This is a genomic window from Jatrophihabitans sp. YIM 134969 (assembly GCF_054456675.1).
Genome location: NZ_JBTJEQ010000042.1, coordinates 1 through 24,902 on the forward strand (window position 1 = coordinate 1; position 24,902 = coordinate 24,902).

18 protein-coding genes and 1 pseudogene are annotated in these 24,902 nt (G+C 72.9%); 10 read left to right on the plus strand and 9 right to left on the minus strand.

Annotation, left to right across the window (positions count from 1 at the left end; all coding sequences use genetic code 11):
- The 3 genes and pseudogenes from ACXR2U_RS18545 to ACXR2U_RS18555 all read left to right on the plus strand — a co-directional run.
- A pseudogene (locus tag ACXR2U_RS18545) lies at positions 1-190 on the plus strand (hypothetical protein); the annotation flags it as partial.
- Positions 187-1,497 carry an alpha-hydroxy-acid oxidizing protein gene (locus tag ACXR2U_RS18550; RefSeq protein WP_458826559.1) on the plus strand — a complete coding sequence of 437 codons (1,311 nt, stop codon included), beginning with the start codon at positions 187-189 and terminating at the stop codon, positions 1,495-1,497. The pseudogene ACXR2U_RS18545 and the gene ACXR2U_RS18550, both read left to right, overlap by 4 nt.
- Positions 1,498-1,518: 21 nt before the next feature.
- Positions 1,519-2,655, plus strand: a complete 1,137-nt coding sequence (locus ACXR2U_RS18555) for a cystathionine gamma-synthase (protein ID WP_458826560.1) — start codon at positions 1,519-1,521, stop codon at positions 2,653-2,655.
- A 17-nt stretch (positions 2,656-2,672) separates the two neighbouring features.
- Here ACXR2U_RS18555 and ACXR2U_RS18560 read toward each other — a convergent pair whose 3' ends face one another.
- Both ACXR2U_RS18560 and ACXR2U_RS18565 read right to left on the minus strand, forming a co-directional pair.
- A complete protein-coding gene (locus ACXR2U_RS18560; protein ID WP_458826561.1) occupies positions 2,673-2,837 on the minus strand; it encodes an RGCVC family protein in 165 nt (54 codons plus the stop codon).
- A 111-nt stretch (positions 2,838-2,948) separates the two neighbouring features.
- On the minus strand, positions 2,949-3,860 hold the full coding sequence (locus tag ACXR2U_RS18565) for a hydroxymethylglutaryl-CoA lyase (RefSeq protein WP_458826562.1): 912 nt from the start codon (positions 3,858-3,860) through the stop codon (positions 2,949-2,951).
- Between the two features lie 125 nt (positions 3,861-3,985).
- Between ACXR2U_RS18565 and ACXR2U_RS18570 the strand changes: the two genes are divergently transcribed.
- The gene (locus ACXR2U_RS18570; protein ID WP_458826563.1) at positions 3,986-5,224 is read left to right on the plus strand and encodes a CaiB/BaiF CoA transferase family protein; all 1,239 of its coding nucleotides are present in this window, start codon (positions 3,986-3,988) and stop codon (positions 5,222-5,224) included.
- 3 nt (positions 5,225-5,227) lie between these two features.
- Here ACXR2U_RS18570 and ACXR2U_RS18575 read toward each other — a convergent pair whose 3' ends face one another.
- From ACXR2U_RS18575 to ACXR2U_RS18590, 4 genes are all read right to left on the minus strand, one after another.
- Positions 5,228-5,623, minus strand: a complete 396-nt coding sequence (locus ACXR2U_RS18575; protein ID WP_458826564.1) for a rhodanese-like domain-containing protein — start codon at positions 5,621-5,623, stop codon at positions 5,228-5,230.
- A gap of 83 nt (positions 5,624-5,706) precedes the next feature.
- Positions 5,707-6,429 (minus strand): hypothetical protein, encoded by a 723-nt coding sequence (locus tag ACXR2U_RS18580; RefSeq protein WP_458826565.1) that lies wholly within the window; start codon positions 6,427-6,429, stop codon positions 5,707-5,709.
- 47 nt (positions 6,430-6,476) lie between these two features.
- A complete protein-coding gene (locus tag ACXR2U_RS18585; RefSeq protein ID WP_458826566.1) occupies positions 6,477-6,944 on the minus strand; it encodes a GNAT family N-acetyltransferase in 468 nt (155 codons plus the stop codon).
- A 23-nt stretch (positions 6,945-6,967) separates the two neighbouring features.
- Complete coding sequence (locus ACXR2U_RS18590) at positions 6,968-7,378, minus strand: hypothetical protein (protein WP_458826567.1); 411 nt, start codon at positions 7,376-7,378, stop codon at positions 6,968-6,970.
- A gap of 133 nt (positions 7,379-7,511) precedes the next feature.
- On the opposite strand from ACXR2U_RS18590, the gene ACXR2U_RS18595 reads away from it, so the two are divergent.
- Entirely contained in the window at positions 7,512-7,997 is a 486-nt protein-coding gene (locus tag ACXR2U_RS18595) for a GNAT family N-acetyltransferase (RefSeq protein WP_458826568.1), read from the plus strand.
- Between the two features lie 114 nt (positions 7,998-8,111).
- Here the strand turns inward: ACXR2U_RS18595 and ACXR2U_RS18600 are convergent, their stop codons facing one another.
- Positions 8,112-8,906: a MerR family transcriptional regulator gene (locus ACXR2U_RS18600; RefSeq protein WP_458826569.1), complete on the minus strand. Its 795-nt coding sequence runs from the start codon at positions 8,904-8,906 to the stop codon at positions 8,112-8,114.
- A 79-nt stretch (positions 8,907-8,985) separates the two neighbouring features.
- On the opposite strand from ACXR2U_RS18600, the gene ACXR2U_RS18605 reads away from it, so the two are divergent.
- From ACXR2U_RS18605 to ACXR2U_RS18615, 3 genes are read left to right on the plus strand one after another with little or no spacing between them, the layout of a single operon-like run.
- A complete protein-coding gene (locus ACXR2U_RS18605) occupies positions 8,986-9,348 on the plus strand; it encodes a nuclear transport factor 2 family protein (protein WP_458826570.1) in 363 nt (120 codons plus the stop codon).
- Positions 9,349-9,397: 49 nt separating this feature from the next.
- Positions 9,398-10,186 carry an SDR family oxidoreductase gene (locus ACXR2U_RS18610; protein ID WP_458826571.1) on the plus strand — a complete coding sequence of 263 codons (789 nt, stop codon included), beginning with the start codon at positions 9,398-9,400 and terminating at the stop codon, positions 10,184-10,186.
- Positions 10,187-10,213: 27 nt separating this feature from the next.
- A complete protein-coding gene (locus tag ACXR2U_RS18615) occupies positions 10,214-11,227 on the plus strand; it encodes an alpha/beta hydrolase (protein ID WP_458826572.1) in 1,014 nt (337 codons plus the stop codon).
- A 59-nt stretch (positions 11,228-11,286) separates the two neighbouring features.
- On the opposite strand, the gene ACXR2U_RS18620 is transcribed toward ACXR2U_RS18615, so the two are convergent.
- Complete coding sequence (locus ACXR2U_RS18620; protein WP_458826573.1) at positions 11,287-11,694, minus strand: RidA family protein; 408 nt, start codon at positions 11,692-11,694, stop codon at positions 11,287-11,289.
- 127 nt (positions 11,695-11,821) lie between these two features.
- Here ACXR2U_RS18620 and ACXR2U_RS18625 point away from each other — a divergent pair, with 127 nt between their 5' ends.
- Together ACXR2U_RS18625 and ACXR2U_RS18630 are read left to right on the plus strand one after the other, a co-directional pair.
- On the plus strand, positions 11,822-13,258 hold the full coding sequence (locus ACXR2U_RS18625) for an FAD-binding oxidoreductase (RefSeq protein ID WP_458826574.1): 1,437 nt from the start codon (positions 11,822-11,824) through the stop codon (positions 13,256-13,258).
- The gene (locus tag ACXR2U_RS18630; protein WP_458826575.1) at positions 13,255-16,665 is read left to right on the plus strand and encodes a BTAD domain-containing putative transcriptional regulator; all 3,411 of its coding nucleotides are present in this window, start codon (positions 13,255-13,257) and stop codon (positions 16,663-16,665) included. Before ACXR2U_RS18625 ends, ACXR2U_RS18630 begins: the two co-directional genes overlap by 4 nt.
- Positions 16,666-16,755: 90 nt before the next feature.
- On the opposite strand, the gene ACXR2U_RS18635 is transcribed toward ACXR2U_RS18630, so the two are convergent.
- Positions 16,756-24,888, minus strand: a complete 8,133-nt coding sequence (locus tag ACXR2U_RS18635; protein ID WP_458826576.1) for a calcium-binding protein — start codon at positions 24,886-24,888, stop codon at positions 16,756-16,758.
- Positions 24,889-24,902: the final 14 nt, after the last annotated feature.

Genomic DNA, 24,902 nt, shown 5'->3' on the forward strand with positions numbered 1-24,902 from the left:
GGCCGACTGCGACGCCGAGGCGGCGGCCGAGGCGGACGCCGCGGCCCGCTGCGCCGCCGTGGTCGGACGGGCGGCGGCCGGCGTCGACCCGCCGTCGCCGTTGAAGACCCACGTCCCGAGCGCGACGATCAACGCCACCGTGAGCACGCCTGCGAGCGCCAGCTGCCACGGCGCTACGGTCGCGCGATGAGCGTCGAACCACCCGCCGATCCCACCCCGGCGGCGTCGTCGTGGGGGCGGCGGCGGCAGGACGCCGTCTACCGCGCGGGGATCGCCGGTACCCGGCCGAAGGTCCCGACCTCCGCCGTCGCCCTGGAACACGCGGCTCGACGGAAACTCTCGCGCCGGGCCTGGGCGTACCTCGCGGGCAGTGCCGGGGCCGAGTCCACCGCGGCTGCGAACCGGGCGGCCCTGGACCGGTGGCGCCTGGTCCCGCGCGTCCTCCGGGACGTCGGCACGCGGGACCTCTCGACGACGCTGTTCGGCGACCGGCTGCCGGCGCCGGTGGCCCTCGCCCCGGTCGGGGTGCTCTCGCTCGCTCATCGCGACGCCGACCTCGCCGTGGCGCGTGCCGCAGCTGCCCGCGGGGTGCCGATGGTGCTGTCGCACCAGGCGTCCTTCGCGATGGAGGACGTGGCAGCGGCACTCGGGGTCACGCCCCGATGGTTCCAGATGTACTGGTCGACATCGGACGAACTGGTCGACTCGGTCCTCCGGCGCGCCGCGGGAATCGGGGCCTCGGCTCTCGTCGTGACGCTGGACACCACGATGCTGGGCTGGCGTCCGCGTGATCTCGACCTCGGGTCGTTGCCGTTCGCGCGGGGGGAGGGGATCGCGCAGTACACCTCCGACCCGGTCTTCCGGCGGCTCGCGCAGGAGGCCGCGGACGCCGCCGCCCTGACGCCCACCGAACGGCCTCGGATCACGCCGACGACGCTGCGCACGCTCGTCGCCCTCACCGCCAACCACCCCGGCCGGTTCGTCGACAACCTGCGCTCGCCCGTACCACGGGCGGCCGTCGAGACGTTCCTGCGCATCTACTCGAGGCCGTCGCTCACGTGGGACGACGTCGAGGGCCTGCGGGAACGTACCGACCTGCCGATCGTGCTCAAGGGCGTGCTGCACCCCGACGACGCCCGCCGGGCCGTCGACACCGGCGTCGCGGGGATCGTCGTGTCCACCCACGGCGGCCGGCAGGTCGACGGCTCGATCGGGGCGGTCGACGCCCTGCCCGGCGTCCTCGCCGCCGTCGACGGCGCGATCCCGGTGCTGCTCGACAGCGGGGTCCGCGGCGGTGCCGACGTGGTCAAGGCGGTCGCGCTCGGGGCCGCGGCGGTGCTGCTCGGCCGTCCCTACGTCTACGGGCTGGCGGTCGCGGGGGAGGAGGGGGTCGGGGAGGTGCTCGACGACGTGCTGGCCGAACTGGACCTCACGATGGGGCTGGTCGGCGCGACGTCGCTGGCCGAGCTGACCCCGGAGCTCCTCGTCCGGACCTGAGACGTCGATACCGTGGACGACGTGACCGGCATCGAGACGCTCGCCATCCACGCGGGCCAGGAGCCCGACCCGACGACCGGTGCCGTGGTGGTGCCGATCTACGCCACGTCGACCTACGCGCAGGACGGCGTCGGCGGCACCCGCGGTGGCTACGAGTACAGCCGTAGCGCCAACCCGACCCGCACCGCGCTCGAGACCGCGCTGGCCGCTCTGGAGAACGGCTCGCGGGGCCTGGCCTTCGCGTCCGGCCTCGCCGCCGAGGACACCCTGATCCGCACGGTGTGCCGGCCGGGTTCGCACGTCGTGCTCCCGAACGACGCCTACGGCGGCACCTACCGGTTGTTCGCCAAGGTCGCGGCGAACTGGGGCGTGACGATCACCCCGGTGCCGTTGGGAGATCTCGACGCCGTGCGCGCCGCGATGCGCCCCGAGACCGTCATGGTGTGGTGCGAGACCCCCACCAACCCGCTGCTGTCGATCGGTGACATCGCCGCGTTGGCGTCTGTTGCACATGACAACGGTGCCAAGCTGGTGGTCGACAACACCTTCGCCACGCCGTTCCTGCAGCAGCCGCTCGCCCTCGGTGCCGACGTCGTCGTGCACTCGACCACCAAGTACCTCGGCGGCCACTCCGACGTCGTGGGTGGCGCCCTGGTCGTGGCCGACACCGAGCTGGGCGACGACCTGGCGTTCCACCAGAACGCGATCGGCGGGGTCGCCGGGCCGTTCGACGCCTGGCTCACCCTGCGCGGCATCAAGACCCTCGGCGTCCGGATGCGTCAGCACGAGGTCAACGCGCGACTGGTCGTGGACATGCTGACCTCGCACCCCGCGGTCGGCACGGTGCTCTACCCGGGGCTGGACTCGCACCCGAACCACGACGTCGCCGCTCGCCAGATGCGCGGCTTCGGCGGGATGGTCTCGTTCCGCCCGACCGGCGGCGTCGAGGCCGCGCTGGAGATCTGCAAGCGCACGCAGTGGTTCACCCTCGCCGAATCGCTCGGTGGCGTCGAGAGTCTCATCGAGTTGCCGGCGCAGATGACGCACGCGTCAGTGGCGGGATCCGAGCTCGAGGTGCCGGCCGATCTGGTCCGACTGTCCGTCGGTATCGAGGACGGCGCCGACCTGGTCGAGGACCTCCGCGCCGCGCTGGGCTGACGCGGGGTCCCCGTGCGTCACTGACCGGCGCAGATGCAGCCGCGCGCACTCGCGGCTGCGGTGGTCGCGGCGCAGTAGCGCCGCGAGGTCGCGTCGTGGGCGGCGGCCGGATGCGGGCAGGCCTCGCACAACGCCGTCGCGGCCGTCGGTGTGGTGTCGGTGGTGATCAGCTGGGTGGACACGAGCGGTCCCCGTCATGGCCCGTGGGCCGGTTGCGTTCGCCAGGGAGGGATTCCGTGGACCGGAGCCCTGTTTCCCTGGTGTCTCCGACGGTACGCGGACCAGCTGTGCGCTCACGGCGGCGGGAACACTCCGGCGCGGGAGAGCTGGCCGGGGACGGTCTGGCCGAGGTGCTCGCCGATCCAGAGCGCGGTGTCGAGCAGTGGCTCGACCCGCACGCCGGTGTCGATGCCCGCGCGGTGCAGCAGGTACAGCAGGTCCTCGGTGGCGATGTTGCCGGTCGCGGCCGGGGCGAACGGGCACCCGCCGATGCCGCCCGTGCTGGCGTCCAGAGCGAGCGGCACGTCGGGATCGGACGCGAGGACCGCGGTCCACGCGTTCGCGTTGCCGGTGTTGCGCGTGTTGTGGAAGTGCCACCGCAACGGGACGCCGGGCAGGACGTCCGACGCGACGGCCGTGAGGGCGTCGACCTGGGTCGGCACTCCGACGCCGATGGTGTCGGCGAGCGCGATCTCGTCGGGGGCGACCTCGGCGCACGCGGCCATGACCTCCCGCACCCGCGCGGTCGACACCTCGCCCTCGAACGGGCAGCCGAACGCCGCGCCGAGGGTGAGGGTCACCCGGCGACCCGCGGCGCGGGCGCGTCCGGCGAGGTCCTTCCACACCTGCACCCCGCCCGCGGTGTCGACGCCCTGGTTGCGCCTGCTGAAGGTGTCGGTGCTGACCACGACGACGTTGACCTCGTCGACCCCGGCGGCGAGCGCCCGGTCCAGCCCGCGGTCGTTGAGCACGAGCCCGGTCCACGACGCGCCGCCGTCACGCGGCAGCCGGGCGCAGAGGTCGTCGGCGTCGGCGAGCTGGGGGACCCGGGCCGGGTTGACGAACGAGGTGACCTCGACACGCGACAGCCCGCTCGCGAGGAGCTGGTCGAGGAGGTCGAGCTTGTCCTCGGTCGACAGGGTCACGGCCTCGTTCTGCAACCCGTCGCGGGGGGACACCTCGACGACGCTCACCGATCTGCGCATGGTCTACTCCTACTCCGAACGGCGATTGCATGCAATCCTTGGATGCAGTTGGTGAATCGTGGGCGGAACGCCGTCCTGGTGCGGCAGGTTCCATGCAATCGGATCGACGATCGAGAGGTGCGCACGTGACGCAAGCGGCAGACGAGGGGTTCGGCGGCGGCGGGGACGACCCCGGACTCCCGCTCGACGACCTCCGCGTGGTCGAGTTCGGACAGCTGCTGGCCGGCCCCTTCTGCGGGCAGCTGCTCGGGGACTTCGGCGCCGAGGTCATCAAGGTCGAGGACCCCGGACGAGGCGACCCCATGCGGCAGTGGGGGCGCGAGAAGCCGCACGGCCGGTCGCTGTGGTGGCCGGTGGTCGCCCGGAACAAGCGGTCGGTCACGCTGAACCTGCGCGACCCCGAGGGCCAGGAGATGGTCCGGCGGCTGCTCGACACCGCCGACGTCCTGGTCGAGAACTTCCGGCCCGGCACCCTCGAGCGTTGGGGCCTCGCCCCGGAACGGCTGTGGGAGACCAACCCGGGCCTGGTGGTGACCCGGGTGACCGGCTACGGCCAGACCGGCCCGTACTCGCCGCGGGCGGGCTTCGGCGCGATCGGTGAGGCCATGGGCGGCATCCGCTACGTCATGGGCGACCCCGACACCCCGCCGGTCCGCGCCGGCATCTCGCTCGGTGACTCCCTCGCCGCGACCTTCGCCTGCCTGGGCACGCTCGTCGCGCTGCACGCCCGGGGCCGCACCGGCCGCGGGCAGGTCGTCGACTCCGCCATCTACGAGGCCGTGCTCGCCTTCATGGAGAGCCTCGTCCCGGAGTGGGCGGTCGCGGGGTACCAGCGCGAACGCACCGGAGCGACGTTGCCCAACGTGTCGCCGAGCAACGTCTACCCGACGGCCGACGGCGACCTCGTGCTCATCGCCGCCAACCAGGACTCCGTGTTCGGGCGGCTGGCGGACGTGATGGGTGAACCCGAGTTGGCTGGCGACGAGCGGTACTCCACCCACGGCGCGCGCGGCACCAACATGGCCGAACTCGACGACCACATCGCGGCGTGGACCTCGACCGTCGACTCCGGTGCGCTGCTGGAACGTCTGCACGCCGCGGGCGTCCCGGCCGGGCAGATCTTCCGCGCCAAGGACATGCTGGCCGACCCGCACTTCGCGGCGCGCGAGGCGATCGTGCGCGTCGCCCACCGCGACTTCGGCGAGGTGCCGATGCAGGGTGTCGCGCCGAAGCTGTCGGCCACGCCGGGAACCGTCCGCACCGCCGGCCCGGAACTCGGCGAGCACAACGACGAGGTGTGGGGCGATCTGCTCGGCGTCTCGCCGGCGGACCTGCAGGGGCTGCGCGACCGCGGGGTGATCTGAGGGTCACTCCCGCACGTCGGCCGGGCCGTCGACGAGCGGCAGCCCGGCGGCGAGCCATCCCTCCACGCCGTCGACGACGTCGGTGGCGTCGAGGCCGAGGTCGCGCAACGCCCGCGCGGCGACCGATGAGCTGAACCCCTGCCGACACACCACGATCAGCCGCGGACGGCGCAGCGCCTCCGGGATGCAGGTGGCGGTCGTGGGGTCCAGGCGCCACTCGAGGACGGTCCGGTCGATGACCACCGCGCCCGGCAACTCGCCGGTCCGGGCCCGCTGCGCGGCCGTGCGGGTGTCGACGAGCAACGCCTCACCCGCCTCGACCTGCGCCGCGGCCTCTGCCGCCGCCACCCGTGTCCACCCCTCACGCGCCCGGGCCAGGGCGTCGTCGATCGCGGACACCTCGGCCACGGTAGGCGGCGGGGGTGCGCGTCACCGGGCGCGGGAGGGCCGTGCCGCGGTGCGCGACGCACGTCGCGTTCAGCTCAGCTGAGCGCGGCGAACAGGTCGTCCGGCAACGGGGCGTCGACGACGAGGTCGAGGAACTCGACGGTCTCGGCGTCCTCGCCGTCGACCTGCTTGACGACCCTCAGCAGCACGCCGGTGTCCGCGTCGACACTGAGGCGGAAGCGGCCGCCCCCGGTGATCATGGCGAACACCTCCGACCCGGGCCGGCGTGGACCGGCCCGCGGCGGGCGTGGTGTGGCGACAGCGACCTGACACCTCCGACCGGCCACGACTTCGTGGTCCGGCGTCGCGGTCAGGTCGTAGCCGTCCGGCACCCGGCTGGGGGAGAGGAGGACGAGTTCCTCGGCACCGCCGTGCTGGTGTCGAGGGTCGCCACCGTTGGTGAGCACTCCGTCGCTGGTGCGGGCCCACCAGGTGTCGCCGTCCACCACGACCAGATCGGGGAGCCACTCGTCCCCGTTCCGCGAGAGCGCTTCGACCCGACGCCGACCGTGTTGGTCCGCCGCCACCGCGAGAACCGCCTCGACGACGGTGGGATCGGCCGTCGCCGCGGCCACCACGTCCGCCGGCGCGTCGCCCACCCGCCAGCCCGTGTCCGACGACGCCAGCGCGGCGAAGTGACGTTCGAACCCGACGGTGACCAGGTCGTGGCGCCGTCGGTGCCGGATGACGCCACGGGCGGTGACCCACCGGGTGTCGGCAGCGCGCAGCCGGGTGTCGAGGTCGTCGGTTCCGGGCACGGGCCAGGGACAGCACGACCTCTCACCGGTGGTGCTCCGCGGAGTGCTCAGATCACCAGCTTCATGCGTGGGGCCGACGTGACGACGAAACCCGCGCGCTCGTAGATCCGACGCCCCTCGGCCGTCGCGCTGAGGTCCACGCGGTCGGCGTCGATCGATCTGGCCCACTGCACCACCTCCGCGACCAGTTGCGTCCCGTGACCGAGACCGCGTTGCTCGGGAACGGTCACGAGGTTGGCGAGGCGGACCGTACGTCCACGCGGGCAGTACGGGTTGGGGACGCCGAGCTCGAGCGTGCCGACCGCACACGCGACCGCAGCGCCTCCCACGTCGACCAGAGGCAGGTGCGCCACCGACGGCTGCTCCACGACCTGTTCGGTCCACTCGAGCGCACGCGGCCGCCACGTCGCGTCGTCAGCGGCGACGTCCTCGCCGAAGAGCAAGCTCCACAACCTGAGCAGTTGCGGGGCGTCAGCAGCGGTCGCGGATCGGATCCGGCCACGAGGTGCGGTCACGTCCACATCTCCTCCAGCACGGTTCACTCGCCGTCGCGTCCCGACCACCATCGACGGCGTGTGGTCGCGGGCTGCACCGTCGCGGGACGCAGCCGCTCGGTCTGCGGGTCGAAGCAGACCAACCCCTGGCGGGCGGCGAGATCCGCGGCGTACCGGGACGCTTCCTCGGCGCGGCTCCACACCATCGAGAAGTAGATCCAGGAGCCGGACGCGTTGGCGATCATCGGACCGTCGGCCCACGGCGAGTCGTCGCCCGCCTCCGTCGTGATGTCCGGCCACCGCTCGAGCAACGCGGACACGTACGCCACGATCGGCGCGGTCGGGGTCGCGGGGTCGCCGGCCTCGAGCTCGTTCACGATCCGCTCGTAGATCGCCGCGGCCGAGACGTCATCGGAGGGTCGGACGCCTTCCCAGACCGCCAGGTCGTAGCTCACCCGACGCATGCTGCCACCCGACGACAGCGGCTGCGGAGAACGCCTCGGTGTCTCGGCGCTGGGCGCTGCCGGCCGCAGGTCGGTGGGTCGGAACGGTGTTGCTCCACCCTGGCCGCGCTGGTCTGATGACGACGTGGACGACCTGCGCACCGAACGGCTCGTCCTGCGACCCGTCGGCGTCGACGAGGCCGAGCGCATCGCCGCCCGCGCGCCCGACGCCGGCGACTCCTGGGCCCACGACTTCCCCTTCGAGGGCGACGTGATCGGCGCGACGATGTTCCTGCGCGCCACGCGGGCGGAGGGAGACCAACACCCCTTCGGGCACTTCGTCGTCGTCAGGTCCGCCGACGGTCAGGCTGTCGGCGGCATCGGTTTCAAGGGCCGGCCTCGAGACGGCACCGCGGAGATCGGCTACGGGTTCGCGCCCTCGGCGCGGGGACACGGGTTCGCCGCCGAGGCCGTCGGAGCCGTCCTCGCCCACGCCCGCGCGCACGGGGTGGCCCGGGTCGTGGCCGACATCGAGGCGGACAACGCCGCGTCCCGCAGGACGCTCGAGCGTGCCGGGTTCATCACCACCGGCACGGACGGGACCCTCGTGCTGTACGAGATCGTCCTCTGACACCCCGCAACTCCGCGAGGAGTCAGGTAGATCCGTCGTCCCGGGGTCGACCAGCTCGTCCATGCTGCCCACGTCCGCTCCTCCTCCCAGCTGTCCCGGTTCGCTCCGGGCGTCTCAGGACACGCGGAACACCGGCCACCCGATCTGGGTGCGCCACGCGGCGGGGTCGTCGGTGTCGCCGGGCCCGACGAGGTACGCCTCGCGCACCGGTCCGGCCACGGCCATGGCGTTCTCGACCACCCAGGTCCCGAGTTGCCCGTAGGTGACCTCGACGCTGTCGTGCTCGCCGGCGTGGGTCGTGACGGCTAGTTCCGCCGCCGGCAGGGTCACGGGGTGGACGCGTCCGGTGCGCGGCGGCGCTGTGGTCGGCAGGTACACGAGCGCGTGACCGCGTTCCTGTTCGAACAAGGCGTTGTCGTAGGCGCCGCCGGGCGGTCCGGTGACGTCGGCGCCGACCGCCGCGTGCAACTCGGCCATCGCGCCCGCGAACCACGACTCGACGTCGCCGCTGCGGACCACGGCCTCGACCGCCGCGACCGTGCGGGCGGGTTCGGCCCGCAGCTCGACCTCGATCGGCGCGGGGTCGGGGTCGAGCAGGCGGCGCAGTGAGGTGACCGCGGCGCGGGTCCGGGTCAGTTCGTCCTCGAGGCGCTGCAGGTGTTCGGCGACCAGGGTCGAGCGGACGCCGGGGTCGGGGGTGCGCAGGATGCGGTGCACGTCCGGCAGGGGGACGTCGAGTTCGCGTAGGCGGGAGATGACCTGTGCCGTCGGGATCTGTTCGACGCCGTAGTAGCGGTAGCCGGTGGCGTCGTCGACCACGAGTGGCTCGAGCAGGTGCGCCTCGTGGTAGCGACGCAGGGTCCGGACGCTGAGGTGGGTCAGCCGGGAGAACTCCCCGATGGTCAGCATGCAGAGGAGTCTGGACCCTCCCCCTGGGGGAGGGTCGAGTTCTTGACCCTCCCGCGCCGCGAGCCCGCACGGTGGGTCCATGACCAACCACACCGCATCCCGGTCCGAGCAACTCCCCAGCGCCCTGCGCGAGTTCTTCACGGCTCACGTCGTCCACGACGCCGACACGGCCGTGCAGTTCCTCGCCGACGACGTGGTCGCCGTCGACATGGGTCAGACCTGGCGCGGACGCGACCAGGTGTACCTGTTCGTCCGCGATGCCGGCGCCGAGTTCGAGGTCACCACCGAGGAACTCGGTACCCGCCGGATCGACGATGCGCACTTCATCATCGCCGTGCGCCTCACGGGCAACTTCCCCGGCGGCGTCGCCGAACTGGACTACCGGTTCACCCTCGAGGGCGGCCTCATCACCGAGATCGTGATCGGTGACCACGAAGCCTGACCGACCCGTCCCCGACACCTCGTCACTGCAGTCTCGAAGGAGAAACCCCATGTCTGGTAGGGATCGCGACCGCCTCGACGGGCGCCGGGCGCTGGTCACCGGCGGGTCCAAGGGCGCTGGCAAGGCCGTGGTCGAACGTCTGCGGGAGTTGGGCGCCGACGTGTGGACCTCAGCCCGCACGATGCCCGACGGCTACGGGCACCCCGACCGGTTCATCACCGCCGACACGTCGACCGCCGCGGGCAGCGCCACCGTCGCCGCGCGCATCGCGGAGACCGGCGCCGCCCTCGACATCCTCGTGCACGTCGTCGGCGGCACCTCCACGCCGACCGGAGGATTCGCCGTCATCACCGACGAGCAGTGGCTCACCGAGTTGCAGCTCAACCTGCTCGGCGCGGTCCGCCTCGACCGCGCGCTGTTGCCGGCGATGGTCGAGGCCGGATCGGGCGTCGTCGTGCACGTCACGTCCATCCAGCACCAGATCCCGCTGCACGACGCGACGCTGCCCTACGCCGCCGCGAAGGCCGCGTTGCGCACGTACAACAAGGGGCTGGCGAACGAACTCGCGCCACGCGGCATCCGCGTCAACGCCGTCAGCCCCGGCGGCATCGAGACCGAGGCCTACGAGCAGTTCGTCGGCCACCTCGCCGAGGGCAACGGCCTGACCCGCGAGCAGGCCGCGCAGTCCATCTTCGACTCCCTCGGTGGCGTGCCGCTCGGCCGCTTCGCCCGGACCGAGGAGATCGCCGATCTCGTCGGGTTCCTGGTCTCGGACCGGGCATCGGCGATCGTCGGCGCCGAGTACGTCATCGACGGCGGCACCGTCCCGACCGCCTGAATCCCTTGATCACATCGGAGGAAGCCCGTGAGCACTCCCGTCGAGACGCGGCCCGACACCCGCCCGGTCGGACCGCCGCCGCCGTTCGACCCGGAGCTCGCGCCTGTCGTCGAACTGCTCGCCGGCATCCGGGCGCCGGATGCGTACCGCCTCGACACCATCGAGCAGATGCGCGCGCCCGTACCCGGAGTCGTGAGTCCGACCGACGAGGTCCTCGCACGCGATGGCGCCTACCGCGTCGAGGAACGCACCGTGCCCGGCCCGGACGTCGACCCCGACATCAGCCTGTTGCTCTGCCTGCCGACCGGGGCGCTGGCGCCCACCGCCGCGATCTACCACGTCCACGGCGGCGGGATGATCGTCGGCGACAACCGGTTCGCGCTGGTCGAGATCCTCGATCTGGCGGCACCGCTGGGGGCCGCGGTGGTCTCGGTCGAGTACCGACTCGCTCCCGAGACCCGTCACCCCGGACCGGTCGAGGACTGCTACGCCGGCCTGGTGTGGGTAGCCGGGCACGCGGCCGAACTCGGCATCGACCCCGAGCGCATCGTCGTGGCCGGGGAGAGCGCCGGCGGCGGCCTCGCCGCTGCCGTCACCCTCATGGCCCGCGACCGCCATGGCCCGCAGGTGTTCGCGCAGTTGCTCATGTCGCCGATGCTCGACGACCGCAACGATTCCCGCTCGGCGCGGCAGATGCGTGGCCTGGGCGTGTGGGACCAGACCTCCAACCGGACCGGGTGGGACGCGCTGCTCGGCGTCGGTGTCGCGGGTGGACCGGACGTGCCGGCGTACGCCGCGCCCGCCCGCGCCACCGACCTGTCCGGACTGCCACCGACGTTCGTCGACGTCGGGTCCGCCGAGACCTTCCGCGACGAGGACGTCGCCTTCGCGGTCCGGCTGTGGCAGGCGGGGGCCCGCGCCGAGCTGCACGTGTGGCCCGGCGGGTTCCACGGCTTCGACGTCGTCGCGCCCCACGCCGCGCTGTCCCGCGACGCCGTCGCCGCGCGAGCGGCGTGGCTGCGCCGGCAGTTGGATGCGTAGGTCGAGACGAACCGCCGGCGGCGCGCTTCCCACGCGTTGTCCGAGGCGCACCGCGGGCTCTACCGGCCGGCTTGCGCGGTGATCTCGACGAGCATCGTCGGCACGGCGAGACGGGTGACCTCGACCAGCGTGGCGGGCGGGGTCGCACCGCTGGGGGCGAGTCGCGCGGTGACGACCGAGTACGCCGCGAGGGCCGCGTCGACGTCGGTCACGTGGAGAGTCAAGGAGAAGACGTCGCGCCAGTCCATGCCGCCGAGCCCCAACAACTCCTCGACGTTGTCGAGTGCAACGTTCAGCTGGGCGGCCATGTCGCCGGCGTGCACCGGGGTGCCGTCGGCGAGGATCGCACCCTGCCCCGCGAGGGTGAGCAGACGCGACGGGGCGGGGCGGACCTGCGCCTGGTCGTAGCCGAGGGCGAGGTTCCAGCTGGACGGGTTGAGACGCTCGGTCGCGTCGGTGTGGGTCATGCCCTGAGGTTGGCGCTGGACCGTTGCACAGGGGTTGGACGCTGCTTGGAACCGAGCTCAACGCGGATGCAAGCCGCTGCGGCCACGGTGTCACCGTCCACCACCGCTCGTCATCCCGGAGTCCGTCATGACCCTGCTCGTCCCGTCCGATCGTCCCGCCCCCGACAGCCCCGCGGCCACCACCTCCGCCCCGTGGACCGAGGTCCTTCGCTCCGAGGTCCGGGGGCGGGTGCTGCTCCCCGGCGACGACGCGTACCCCGAACTGTCCACGCCCTGGAACGTTGCAGCGGCGTCCTCACCCGTCGCGGTCGTCGAGGTGCTGGACGCGGCCGACGTCGCGGCCGTGGTGCGCGTCGCTGCGGGCGCCGAGCTCGAGGTGGCGGTCCGCGCGACCGGGCACGGAGCCGTGCCGACGACCCGGCCGACCGTCCTGGTGCACACCCGCCGACTCGACGAGCTCAGCGTCGACCCCGTCCGCCGGACCGCCCGGGTGGGCGCCGGCGTGTGCTGGCAGCGGGTGCTGGACTCGGCCGCTCCCCACGGGCTCGCCGCTCTCGCAGGTTCCGCCCCGGGCGTCGGCGTGGTCGGGTACCTCACCGGCGGTGGGTTGTCACCCGTCGCCCGCACGTTCGGCTACGCCAGCGACCACGTGCGCAGCCTGGAGGTCGTCACCGGCGACGGCGAGGTGCGGCACGTGAGCGCCGGCGACAACCCGGCGCTGTTCTGGGCGTTGCGCGGTGGCAAGGGCGCCCTCGGCATCGTCACCGCCGTGGAGATCGACCTGTTCGAGGTCGCCGAACTGTTCGGCGGTGCCCTGTACTTCGACGGCGCCGACGCCGAGACGGTGCTGCGCGCGTGGCGCACCTGGAGCGCGGAACTGCCCGAGCAGGCCACGACGTCGGTGGCCGTACTGCGACTGCCGCCGTTGCCGACGGTGCCCGCGCCGCTCGCCGGCCGCACGAGTGTGGCCGTGCGCTTCGCCTGGGTCGGCGACCCGGCCGAGGGCGCCCGCACCCTGGCGGGCATCTCCGGAGCGGCACCCGTCGTCTTCGGCGGGGTCGACGTCATGCCGTTCGCCGCGCTGGGTGCGATCCACGCCGACCCGGTCGACCCGATGCCGGTGCTCGAGAGGTCGATGCTGCTCGGTGCGCTGCCGGCCGACGCGGTCGACACCCTGCTCGCCTTGGCCGGGCCGGAGTCCGGCAGCCCGTTGCTCGCGGTGGAGTTGCGGTTGCTCGGGGGACGACTGGCCGACGAACCCGACGTCCCCAGCGCGGTCTGCCACCGCGACGCCGCCTACAACCTGATGCTCGTGGGCCTCGCGGCCCCGCCGCTGGCCGAGGCGAGCGAGGCGGCGGCCGCCGCGGTCGCGGTCGCGCTCGAACCGCTGTCCGGCGGGCGGGCCCAGCCGAACTTCAGTGCGGCGACGGACGGGCGCGGCGTGCGCCGGCACCACGACCCGGCGACCCTCGACCGCCTCGCCACGCTGGCCGAGGCCTACGACCCACGCCACGTCGTCGCTGCCGCGACCCCCTTGCGGACGGCCGTCATGATGTCGCGGTGACGCGATACCGGCTGCTCGGACCGGTCGAGGTCGACCTCGCCACCGGCCCGGCGCCGCTCGGCGGCCGCAAGCAGCGCGCCGTCCTCGCCGCGCTCGCCCTGGACGCCGGGCGGGTGGTCTCCTCCGACCGCCTGGCGGAGGTGGTCTGGGGTGAGCGCCACCCGCCCAGCGCCGCCGCCAGCCTGCAGGCGTACGTCTCGAACCTGCGCCGGGTGCTGCGCGACGACGACCGGGCGGCGTCGCCCATCCTGCGCAAGGGCGACGCCTACGTCCTCGACGTCGCGCCGAGCGACACCGACCTCGGCGAGTTCTCCCTGCTCGCGGCCGAGGTCGAGGGTGCCTCGGCAGGTTCCCGGTGGGCGGAGGTCGTGGACGCGGCCGACCGGACGACGGCGCTGTGGCGTGGTCCGTTGCTCGCCGAGTACCGCGACGAGGAGTGGGTCCGGGTCGCCGCCGGTCCCCTCGAGGAACGTCTGCTCGCGGTCCGGCAGCACCGGGTCACAGGCCTGCTCGGGCTGGACCGGGTGGCCGAGGCGGTCGGTCACTCCCGCGCGCTCGCGGGCGACCACCCCCTCGACGAGCGCGCCTGCTGGCTGCACGCCGTCACGCTGTACCGCGCCGGGCGCTCCGGTGACGCGCTCGCTGTCCTGCGGGAGCACACCGAGCGGCTCGACCTCGAGCTCGGCCTCGACCCGGGCCCAGCCCTGCGCGACCTGCAGGCCGCCGTGCTGCGGCAGGACGCGGCCCTCGCGACCTGGCCGCGGACCGACGACGCCGTGGTCACGCCGGGCGTCGTCGAACCGGCGTCCGTCGCACCGGTGCGGACGCCTCCGCACGTCGGGCCGCCGCCCGCCCTGGACCCGCTGATCGGACGCGCGCACGAGCTCGGGGTCCTGCGGGCGCTGCTCGGCGACGCCGCGGCCGCCGGCGCCCGGTGGGTCGCGCTCAGCGGCACCGCCGGCATCGGCAAGAGTCGCCTGGCCGAGGAGGCCACCCGGCTGTGGACGACCGACGGGCAGGTGGTCCGGGCCGACTGCCCCGACGACACGGGGACGCCCGCCCACTGGCCGTTGCGGCACGCGCTGACCGCCCTGGGCGCTGACGCCGACGCCGTGCTCACGCCGCCCCCGGGCACGGACGCGGACGCTGCCCGGTTCGCCACGTACGACGCGGTGCGCCACGCCCTGCGGGAGGCGACGGCGGACCGACCGCTGCTGCTGCTCGTCGAGGACGTGCACTGGGCCGACACCCCGACGCTGCGCCTGCTGACCCACCTGTGCTCGACCGACCCGACCGACCTGCCCGGCCTCGCCGTGGTCGTCACCGTCCGCGAGGGCGAGGGTGGCGCCGAGGTCGGTCGCCTGCTGCTCGCGCTCGCCCGCCGTTCCGGCGCCCGTCTGCTCCCGGTGCCGCCGTTGCCCGCGGCCGACGTCGCTCTGCTCGTCGAGCAGGTGAGCGGCCGTCCCTGCGACGACGCCCGCGCCCGCGAGCTGGCCGACCGCACCGGCGGCAACGCCTTCTTCGTCTCCGAGTACGCGCGCCTGCCCGAACGCGACCAGGCGCGGGGCGACGTCCCGGCAGCAGTGCGATCGGTGCTCGGGCGGCGTCTCGCCGCGGTCGACCCCGACGTGGTGCAGGTGCTGCGGACCGCCGCCGTCATCGGCGAGCACCTCGACCTCGACCTGCTGGCCCGGGTGACGCGGACCGACCGCGCCGATCTCGCCGATCTGCTCGACGACGCCGCCGACGAACACCTGATCGTCCCCGCGCCGGGCACGGGCGACTACACCTTCGCGCACGCGCTGCTGCGCGAGGAGGCCCTCGCCGGCCTCTCGGTCGTGCGGCGTCAGCGCCTGCACCTGCGGGTGGCCGAGGCCCTCGCCCACGGCGGCACGGGCGCGGACAACCCGGCCCGCCGCGCCACCCACCTGCTGGCGGCGGGCGTGCTCGCCGACCCCGTCGAGGTGCTGCAGGCCTGCCGAGACGCCGCCGAGGAGGCCGAGCGCAGCTGGCACCCCGACGTCGCCGCCGAGTGGTGGGGCCACGCCGTGGCCGCGGTCGACCTGCTCGGGGGGACGACCGGCTCGGCCGCGGCGACCACCCGCTCACGTGACGACCTGGTCGTCGCGCGCCTCGACGCCCTCGCTCGGAGCGGGCGCGGCCAGACCGTGCTCGACGCCGTCGACGAACAGCTGCTCGACGCCGTGCGCGAGCGGCGCCTGGACTCCGTCGGCCGCATGGCCCGCGCCTTGTTGCGCACCAGCGGGTCGTGGCCGTGGGCGTCGTTCGGCGAGGACCCCCGCCCGGTGCTCGCCCGGCTCCGCGCCGTCGAACCGATGACGGCCGACGACCCGGCCGCGCACGTCCGGGTCCTCGCCGCGATCGCGGCCGGGTCACCCTACGACCCCGATCCCGAGGTCCCGGACCGCTTCAGCCGGCGGGGCATCGAGGTCGCCCGGGCGCTCGGGGACCCTGAGGTCCTGGCCGACGCGCTCCTGGGCCGGGTGCTCGCCTACTCCGGGGTCGCGACCCACGCCGGGGAGACGCTCACCCACCTGGCCGAGTTCGCCCGCCTCGACCACGCCACCGCCGACGTCGACGCGGTCATCACCCACGGCCTGGCCTTCATGGCCCACCTGACCCTCGGTGACACCGGCGAGGCCGCCGCCCACGTCCGCGACGGCGCGGTCCGCAGTGACCTGCTGCGCCTCGCGACCAGCCGGGTGCAGTTCCGGTGGTCCGAGGCCACCCTGGACCTGCTGGTCACCGACGACCTCGCCGTGACCGAGTCGTTGTTCCGTCGCGCGCTCGACCTGCACCGTCGCACCGAGCTCTACGCGGTGGACAGCTTCCAGGTGGCGACGATGACCCTGCGCTGGGAGCAGGGGCGTCTCGCCGACGCGGACTACGCACTCGAGCGACCCGCGTCCGCGCCCTGGGTGGCGTGCCTCCAGGCCGTCGCGACGGGCGACCCGACCGCCGCCGACCAACTCGCCACCGAGTTGCGGCGCGAAACGCCGTCGACGTGGAACACCCACTGCCGGTTCACCCTGATCGGCCACGCCGTCGCGGACGTCGGCGCGGCGGCGCTCGCGCCCGAGGCCCTCGACCGCCTCCAGCCCTACCTGCCCTATCTCGCCAACGTCGGCCAGATCGGGGTGGTGGGGCCGGTCGCCCTCGCCGCGGCCCGCCTGCACCTGCTGCTCGGCGACACCGCTGCGGCGCGATCGGCGCTCGCCCGCGCTCGTGCGCTGTCCGAGAAGGCCGGGGCACCCGGCGCGGTCCTGCGTTGCCGGTCGCTCGCGCTCGACCTCGACGCCGCCGAGGGTCGCGACGTCGACCCCGCCGCGCGTGCCGCGGTCCGGGCCGCAGCGCGCCGCCGCGGCATGCACGACCTCGCGCAGTAGCTGAGCGGGCGCGGTCCGGGGCGGACACGACGACTCCCGGTGGGTGGCGAGGAGTTCCCTGCCACCCACCGGGAGCGTTGCCGTCCGCGCTCAGCCCTCCGGAGTGGCCCCGGCGTCCGTGGGCTCCGGAACCGTCGGCGTCGCCGACGGACCCGGCGAGGTGGGCACGTCCGACGGAACCGAGCCGGTCGGCGGCCCCGACGGCGCCGGGCTGGTCGGCACGCCGGCCGGGCCGGGCTGCGTCGCCGTTCCCGCGGGCACCGGCGTCGTCGGCGCGGTGCTCGCGGCGGCCGCGGTGGCCCGGCCGAGGACCGCCTTCTCGACGTCGACGCCGACGTCGTCCTTCTCGCCGCTGGCGCCGTCGTCGGCCCTGCCGTCGGCGGTGACCCGCACCGACCCCTTCGCCCGCGCCGCGTAGTCGACCGTGTCGGTCCCCTTGCCGCCGGACACGACGTCGGCGCCGTCGACCGTCGCGAGGAACACGAACCGGTCGTCGCCGTCGCGGCCGACCATGCGGTCAGGTCCCGCCCCGCCGGTGATGACGTCGCTCCCGTTGCCGCCGTCGAGCACGCTCGGCAGGGTCGAGTCGGGCTTGACGGTCAGGGTGTCGGCCCCCGGGCCACCGTTGAGGACGAGCGTGGTGGTCCGGTTCGCTGCGGCACCGAAGGTGATCCGGTCGGCACCCTTGCCGCCCGTCACGCCTTCGACGTCGTCGCGCAGGTCGTCACGGTGGGCGCCGTCCTCTGCCAGGTCGGACTTGCCGCCGTCCCGGCCGTTGCGGTCGTCGACCACGACGATGGGTTCGGTGCGGTCGGCGTAGGTGACCATGTCGTCACCGTCGCCACCGGAGAAGTAGTCCGCGCCGGTGCCGCCGTCGAGCAGGTCCGTGCCCGTCTCCCCGTGGAGGAAGTCGTCACCCGGGCCACCGTGCAGGTCGTCGTCCTCGGTGCCACCCGTGACCCCGGAGCCGAAGCCGTACCCGTACAGCGAGTCACTGCCGCCGCCACCGAACAGGTGGTCGTCGCCGATGTTGCCCTTGATGGTGTCGTTCTCCGGTCCGCCGGTGATCGTGTCGTCTCCCTCGTCACCGTTCAGCGTGTTGCCGCGGTGGCCGGGTGCCCAGCGGCCGGCGGTGACGACGTCGTCGCCGTCGCCCCCGTCGACGTTGCTGCCGCCGTCGCCGACGTCGATCCGGTCCGGTCCGTCGCCGCCGGTCACCGCGTCGTAGCCGGTGCCGCCCGTGAAGGTGTTCGGACCGAGGTCCTTCTCCGACCCGCTCGAGGTGTCACCGAGGAACGTGCTGCAGTCGCCCGTGCCCGACGTGATCGTGTCGTTGCCGAGCCCACCGAACAGGCTGCAACGGCCCGGCCCGGCCACGATCGTGTCGTCGCCGTCGCCGCCCTGGATGCTGTCGTCGCCGGTCCCGCCGTTCACGATGTCGTTGCCGTCGCCGGCGTAGACCGAGTCGCCGCCGTCGCCGGCGCTGATCGTGTCGTTCCCGGTGCCGCCGTGGACGGTGTCGCGCTCGCCACCGCCGTCGATGCGGTCGTCGCCGCTCGCGGCGTAGATCTCGTCGATGCCCGGCCCGCCGAGGATGGTGTCCACGGCGTTGGCGTCGAGGTCGGAGAACCGTTCGTTGAACGACCAGTCCGCGAGGCTGTCGTCGCCGGCGCCGCCGTCGATGCGGTCAGCGCCACCCATCCCGTCGATGTCGTCGTCGCCGAGACGGCCCTCGAGCACCTCGTTGCTCCCGTTGCCGGTGATGTCGTCGGCCGCCGAGCCACCGACGATGCGCTCGACGGTGTCGGTGACGTCGTCCCGTTCACTGATGCGCCAACCACCGTCGTCGGCGACGCCGTTCTTCGTGATCACCAGTTCATCGGTCCGGTAGGAGTAGTCGGCGGCGTCGGAGCCCGGCCCGCCGTCGAACACGTCCGGGCCCTCGCGGCCGTCGAGCGTGTCGTCCTCCGACCCGCCCTTCAGCGTGTCGGCGCCGTCGTCGCCGACCAGGCGGTCCCCGCCGGCGCCGCCGTCGAGGACGTCGTTGCCCGGGCCACCCTCGAGGACGTCCGCGCCACCGTTGCCCCGGAGCGTCTCACCCTCGGATCCGCCCACGAGGTGGTCGGGACCGCTGCCGCCGAGCACGATGTCGACGTCGACGAGGTTGTCGCTGCCGGTCGGGAGCCCGTTCCGGCTCGGGCCGTCGTCGGCCCGGCCGTCGACGGTGACCGACTGCGGAGCGGTCGCCTTCGAGTAGTCCGCGGTGTCGGTGCCGGGGCCGCCGAGGAAGGTCTCGAAGCCGGGGCCGTCGACGAGCTCGTCGTTGCCGTCGTCGCCGAGGAACTGGGTCGAGGCCGTCCCACCGATGAGGGTGTCGTTGCCGGGACCCCCGAACACGATGGTCGTGGCCGGGCCGGGCTTGACGGTGTCGTCGCCGGCGCCGCCGTCGATGCGGTACGAGCCCGCCGTCGTGATCTGCACGGTGTCGTTCCCGCTGCCCCCGACGACGTTCTCGGTGCCGGTCACGGTGTCGCGCTCGTCCTTCGACCCGGAAGTACCCGGCAGCTTCACGGTGACCGCGTCGCGGTGGTCGGAGTAGTCGAGCGTGTCGTTGTCCGTGCCGCCGACGATGGTGTCGTCGCCTGCCCCACCACGCAGGACGTCGTTGCCGGCGCCGCCGTCGAGGCGGTCGCCGCCGTCGAGGCCGACGAGCACGTCGTCGCCCGGTCCGCCGTCGAAGGTGTCGGCCGCGTCGCCGCCGGTCAACGTGTCCGGGCCGGCCGCGGTGTTCGCGACCTTCGCGCACCCCGTACCGCCGTCGCCGTGCAGTGTCGCGGGTCCCAGGTCACTCGCGATGCGGTCGACACCGGCGCCGCCGCACACCTGCACCGGCAGCCCCGCACCGGTGTAGCCCGACGCCTTCACCAGATCGAGCTGGTCCGCGCCGGCTCCGAGGTCGGCGAAGATCTCGGTGACGCCGGTGTAGCTCTCCTGCACCCCGCCGGACTCGACGAGGACCTCGTCCTCTGTGTTCTGCCGGATGACGAAGTCCTGGGCGTTCTGGTCGGTCTTCAGGCGGAACTGCCCGTCGACGACCTCACCGAACTGGTTGACGTGCTCGTCGACCGGGGTCTGGCAGAAGTCGAACAGGTTCTCCTGCTCCCACACCACGCCGCTCGCGATCGGGTACACGGACTTGCCGAGCGGTGTGTCCAGGTACGCGCGGATGAACGCGTCGACCTTCGCGCTGGCGTCGAAGAAGCACAACGGGTTCCCGTTCTTCTTCAGCTGTGCGGCGATGTCGCTGTAGCGGATCTTGCCGGCCTGATCGGGTTCGGTGTGCAGGTTGAAGTCGATCTGCCCGCCGATGCCCCCCTCCGCGCCGACCGAGAACAGCGGCACACCGATGGACGCTCCCGCCGTGAGCTCGGCCCGGAAGGTGATCTCCGGGACGTCGTTGTCCTCGGCGTCGAAGTCGTCGAGGTACAAGCCGAGCAGGACACCTTCGGCCAGGCGGAACACGTTGTCGTTGCTGGTGATGTCGTCGCTGGCGTACTCGAACGCCTTGCGGATCCCGTAGGTGTCGAAGCCTGCCGCGAAGTGACCGGACAGGCTCGCCGAACCACCGATGTAGAGGTTCAGCGGACCGATCGGGAAACCGAAGGTCAGCCCGCGCTGGATCTGGAGCTTGCCGGCGTCGAACGTCACGAGGTCGACGTCTTGCCCCAGGAGCATCCCGAACAACAGTGACGGCTTCTCCAGGACGGGGAACTTCAGACCGCCGGACGACGACGCCGTCTGCAACGTCGTCGCCGTGTCGCCGAACGCGCTCAGCAGGCTGGCCGGACTGCTGGAACCGCTGATGAGCGATGCAGCGTCGGCGACCGGTGTCGGCGTCTGCACCTTCGCGGCCGAAACCGTGAAGTCACCGAGGTCGACACGGCCGGTCTCGGAGGTCATGCGGTCCAGGTCCTGCACGGTCTGGACGAAGTCGATGAGGCGCGTGACCATCTGCAGCCCGCTCGTGCCGCCCGGCGGCGTCACGATCCCGTCGACGGCCTCGAACAGGTCCAGCCAGCTCGGAGCCTTCTCCTTGAACCCGGCGAGCTGCCAGGCCTGCTCCACGCCCGGGATCGCCGCTTGGATCGCGTCGATCGCCGGTTCGAGCGGTGAGGTGTACTTCCGGATCTCAGCGACCGCCGGCTTGATGTAGCGCGACATCAGCGCACCGAGGTCGACCTGGACGTCCTCGAAGCCGAGCGTCGCACGCGGCACCGGGTTGCTGCCCGGCGTCCACGTGACGCCCGCGTCGAGAGTGAACAGCGCGGCCATCGACGGCAGACCCGACTGGGCGCCCGCGCCCAACTCCGTCTGCAGGCGCAGGGCGGCGTCGGCCTGAGCGGTGACCTTCGGCGTGAGGGTGGCCGATTTCAGCTCCTGCAGGGTGAGGCGGCCGTCCGCCCGAGTGGTCGCGAGGTCGAGCACGACGCTCACGAGCACGTTCGGGCCGGTGGTCTCGTCCCGCACCGTGATGGGCACGAAGCCCAGTTCGGCCTGCATCGTGTCCGGCAGTGACACGGTGGCGCCGATGCTGAACTCCCCGTCCGAGGCCTTGGTCGGGACGTAGAAGCCGAGGTCGCGGTCGATGCCGAAGGTGAGCTCCACGTCGACACCGGCGTCGGCGACGAGCTCGTCCTCGCTCTTCAGTGACAGCCCGGGGAAGCCGAGGTCGAACACCGTCTGGCCCCGGACGCCCAGGTGCAGCGGCAACGACACCTCGAGGTTCTGCAACCGGTCGAGCGTCTCGCTACCGCTGCACTGTGCAACGGTAGCGCCGGACTCGGCCCGGCAGTTCGCGGTGACGACGACGGTCCCGTTCCGCCCGGTCACGCCGTTGAGCGTCTCACTGAAGCGGTCGGTGACCAGGCTGACCTTGTTGAGTCCGCTCAGCTGGCCCGTGAGCCGCTGCACCGGGTCGAGCACGGCCGCGTTGAACGCGGCCACCGCGTCGGCCCCCGCCAGCGGGTCGGCGCCGATCAGCGGGATCTTGGTGCCGGCCGGCAGGGAACGCAGGCTCTTCTCGAGCTGGTCGGACATCGCCCGGATGCCGTCGACGAGCAGGGAGAACTGGACGGTCTTGCTCGACAACGCCGCCTCGACCTGCGCACTGTCGAACGTCCACCCCGAGGGGTTGAGCAGGTCCGGCGCCGTGAAGGTGATCGAGCCGAGTGAGGTGGTGCCGAGGAACACCGGGAGGTTCGCGCAGGCGTCGTAGGGGCCGGCGAGGCCAGGGCAGTTCGCGGGCGAACCGGTCGGGGCTTCGTGGACGGTCACCGGCGACTTCGGGATCAACGAGCTGAAGAAGGCACCCATCGTGGACGGGTCGTACCGCTTCGGCTTCGCGACGTCGTGCGCGGTCTGCAGGGCGAACCGTGCGGCGACCTGCGCCACGGCGTTGCGCGCCGGCTGTCCGTTCGCCGCCCCGCGGCCGAGGCTGACCTGGAACGGCCCGAGAGCCGCGCTGAGCGTGCCCGACACTTTGGCGCCGACACCGATGACGAACGAGGTGTCGTCCTGGACGAAGGGCGTGACCGCTCCGCTGACCGAGAGGCGGCCGTCGGCGTAGGAGACCTCGGGCAGTGTCACCCCGAACGTGAGCGTCGCCTTGGCGTCGTATCCGACTGACAGTGTGCCCCGGCTGCCGACGCCCGCGATGCCGCCGGTGCGGCTCCCGCTACCCAGCTGCAGGGCGAACGGGAGGGCGAGCGGACCGACGGTCCGCGTGCAGTTCTCTCCCCGACCGTCGGTGCAGGCCGAGAGGGTGAGCGTCGCGACGATCGCGGCGTTGGTGGTGGTGCCGTCGGCCTTCGTGGACATCGGTTCGTAGCGCAGGTCGAGCAGGTCCGGCGGCGCCACGTCCTTCGCGATCTGCAGCGCGTCCGCGATCGCTCGGTTGATCCTGGCCTCCATCGCGGGCAGCGTGAACGCGTCAGCGCTCTCGATGAGGCCGTCGAGCGAGGACTGCAGGTCCACGAGTACCGGCTCGAGTTCGGCCACGCTCTTGCCGACCAGCGGCAGCGGGGTGGTCGTGCTGAGCTTTCCGGTGGCGATGCCTGCCCGGAGACCCGTGATCGCGTTGCGTGCGGCGGTCAGCACCTGCACGACGAGCTTCTTCGGATCGGTGGTGTCGAACGCGAACTGCAGCGCGCCGGTCTGGAACGCGGCGTCGGCGCTGACGACCGGCGCGCCGGTGCGCACGTCCGGCCACGCCACGGTGAGGTGTCCTGAGGCGATGTCCGTGCCGAGGACGTCGAGCGCGGCGTTGACGGTCGTCGAGGGCACCCGGGCGTTCACCGCCGCGGTGATCGGGAAGCCCTTGCCGGACAGGCTGGTTGCGAGGTCCGCGAGCGTGACCCGACGGTCCGCGGGCGTCGGGTCGACGAGGGCGAGCGACAGCATCGGTGTGCCGGCGGTGACCGGGTCGAGCAGGTCGACGGTGCCACCGGTGCGGAGGCTGACCCCGACCGGCGGGATGGCGCCCTGCAGGTCGAGCGCGGCCTTGACGTCGGCATCGAGCGTGAAGAGCGTCTGCTCGGCGGGGTCGGTGGCGTCGGGGTTGTTGGTGAGGAAGAACCGCTCGTCGAGGGTTTTCCCCGCCTCGGTGCTGAACCCGAACCCGAAGTCCAGCGAGTAGGCGGGGTCGATGCTCGCCCTGGCGGTGCCGCTCACGGCGGCGATCCCGAGCCCCCCGAAGGTGTCGCCGAAGTCGAGCGTGCCGGCGTCGGGCTTCGCGGCCGGGTCGGCCGACTGGTGCACGACGAAACGGATCGCTCCGTCGACGTACGCCATCTTCAGGTCGCCGACCGGCAGACCGAGGGCCGTCGCGAGCTTCGGAGCGAGTTCCTGCAGTGACGAGAACGGCGGGTGGTCCTTGTCGAAGGTGATGGAGTCGAGCGGGTGCGCCGGGTCGGTGAGCCCGTTGTCGACGAAGAACTTCACCAGCCGCTCGTTGACCTGCACGACCTGCGACAGGCCTTCGCTGACGAAGGGCAGGTCGATGTCGCCCGCGGCCTGCGCCGACTGCACGGCGCGTGCCACCTGCGCGATGCCGTTCACGACGTCGCCCACCGAGACGTTCTGCAGGTCGCCGAGCTTCGCCAGCTTCACCGTCGGGGCGCTCAGGCCGTCGCACAGCGTGGCGTCCTCGAGCTTCATGGTGCCGACCTCGTCGGTCAGTCCGACGACGTCGGTCTTCACGCTGAGGTCGGCGCTCGCGCCGGTCGACAAACACGTTGTGGTGAACACCCTGGAGAGGTCGGCGAGTTCGGTGCTGTCGATGACGCCGTCCTGTGCAGCACCGGTTCCGGGGTCGACGAGAGCGACCTTCACGCCGATGTCCGCGCGGACCTTCCCGGTCGCGCTCACGCCGAGCAGGCCCGCGTCGAACGCGAGCGGGGTGCCGGTCTGCGGCGTGAAGTCGCCCGTGACACCGAGCGAGAAGGTGCCGCTGGGGGTGCCGGCGACCTTGATGGCGAAGGTCTTCGCGGCGCGGGGCGAGATGGTCGCCGTGGCCCGGGCGGTGAACGCGAGGTCCGCCTCGGTCGGTGTGCCGGTCACCGTGACACCGCCGGCTCTCCACGTGAGGTCCGGCGTCCCGGCACTCGTCACGCTGACCTTGACGGCGGTCTGGAAGGTGGCGGCGTCGACGCTGCCGGAGAAGTCGACGTCGAGGTCGACGACCACGCCACCGATGGTGCCGTCGTTGCGGGGATCGCCGTTGCCGTCGGGGTCGTCGAGCGCGCGCTCGAGCGTGGAGATCTTCGTGTCGGCGTTCGCGGCGATCTGCCGGACCTTGGTCCGCAACGCATCGACCGAGTCGAGCACCTGGGTGTAGCGCGCGTCGAGGAAGGTCTTGCCGCCGAACGGCAGACCGTTCTTCAGCGTCTGGTACCCCTCGACTCTGTCGAGGATCGCGAGGTACCCCGAGACGGCGTCGCCGACCGCGGTGACCCGGACATCGGAGTTGGCGGCCACCGTCGCCGTCCGCTGGGCGGAGCTCGGCCGGTTCGCTGCCTGGGCCCACGCGGCGAGCGCGACGGTGCCCGCGACCACGGCGAGGAACACCACGGCCAGGACCGGGCGACGACGCCCGGACCGGGCGCCGGGGGTCTCGGTGACGACGTCGGGATCGACGCGATGGTGTCGACCGGGCTGTGCAGACATGCGGGCTCCTCGCC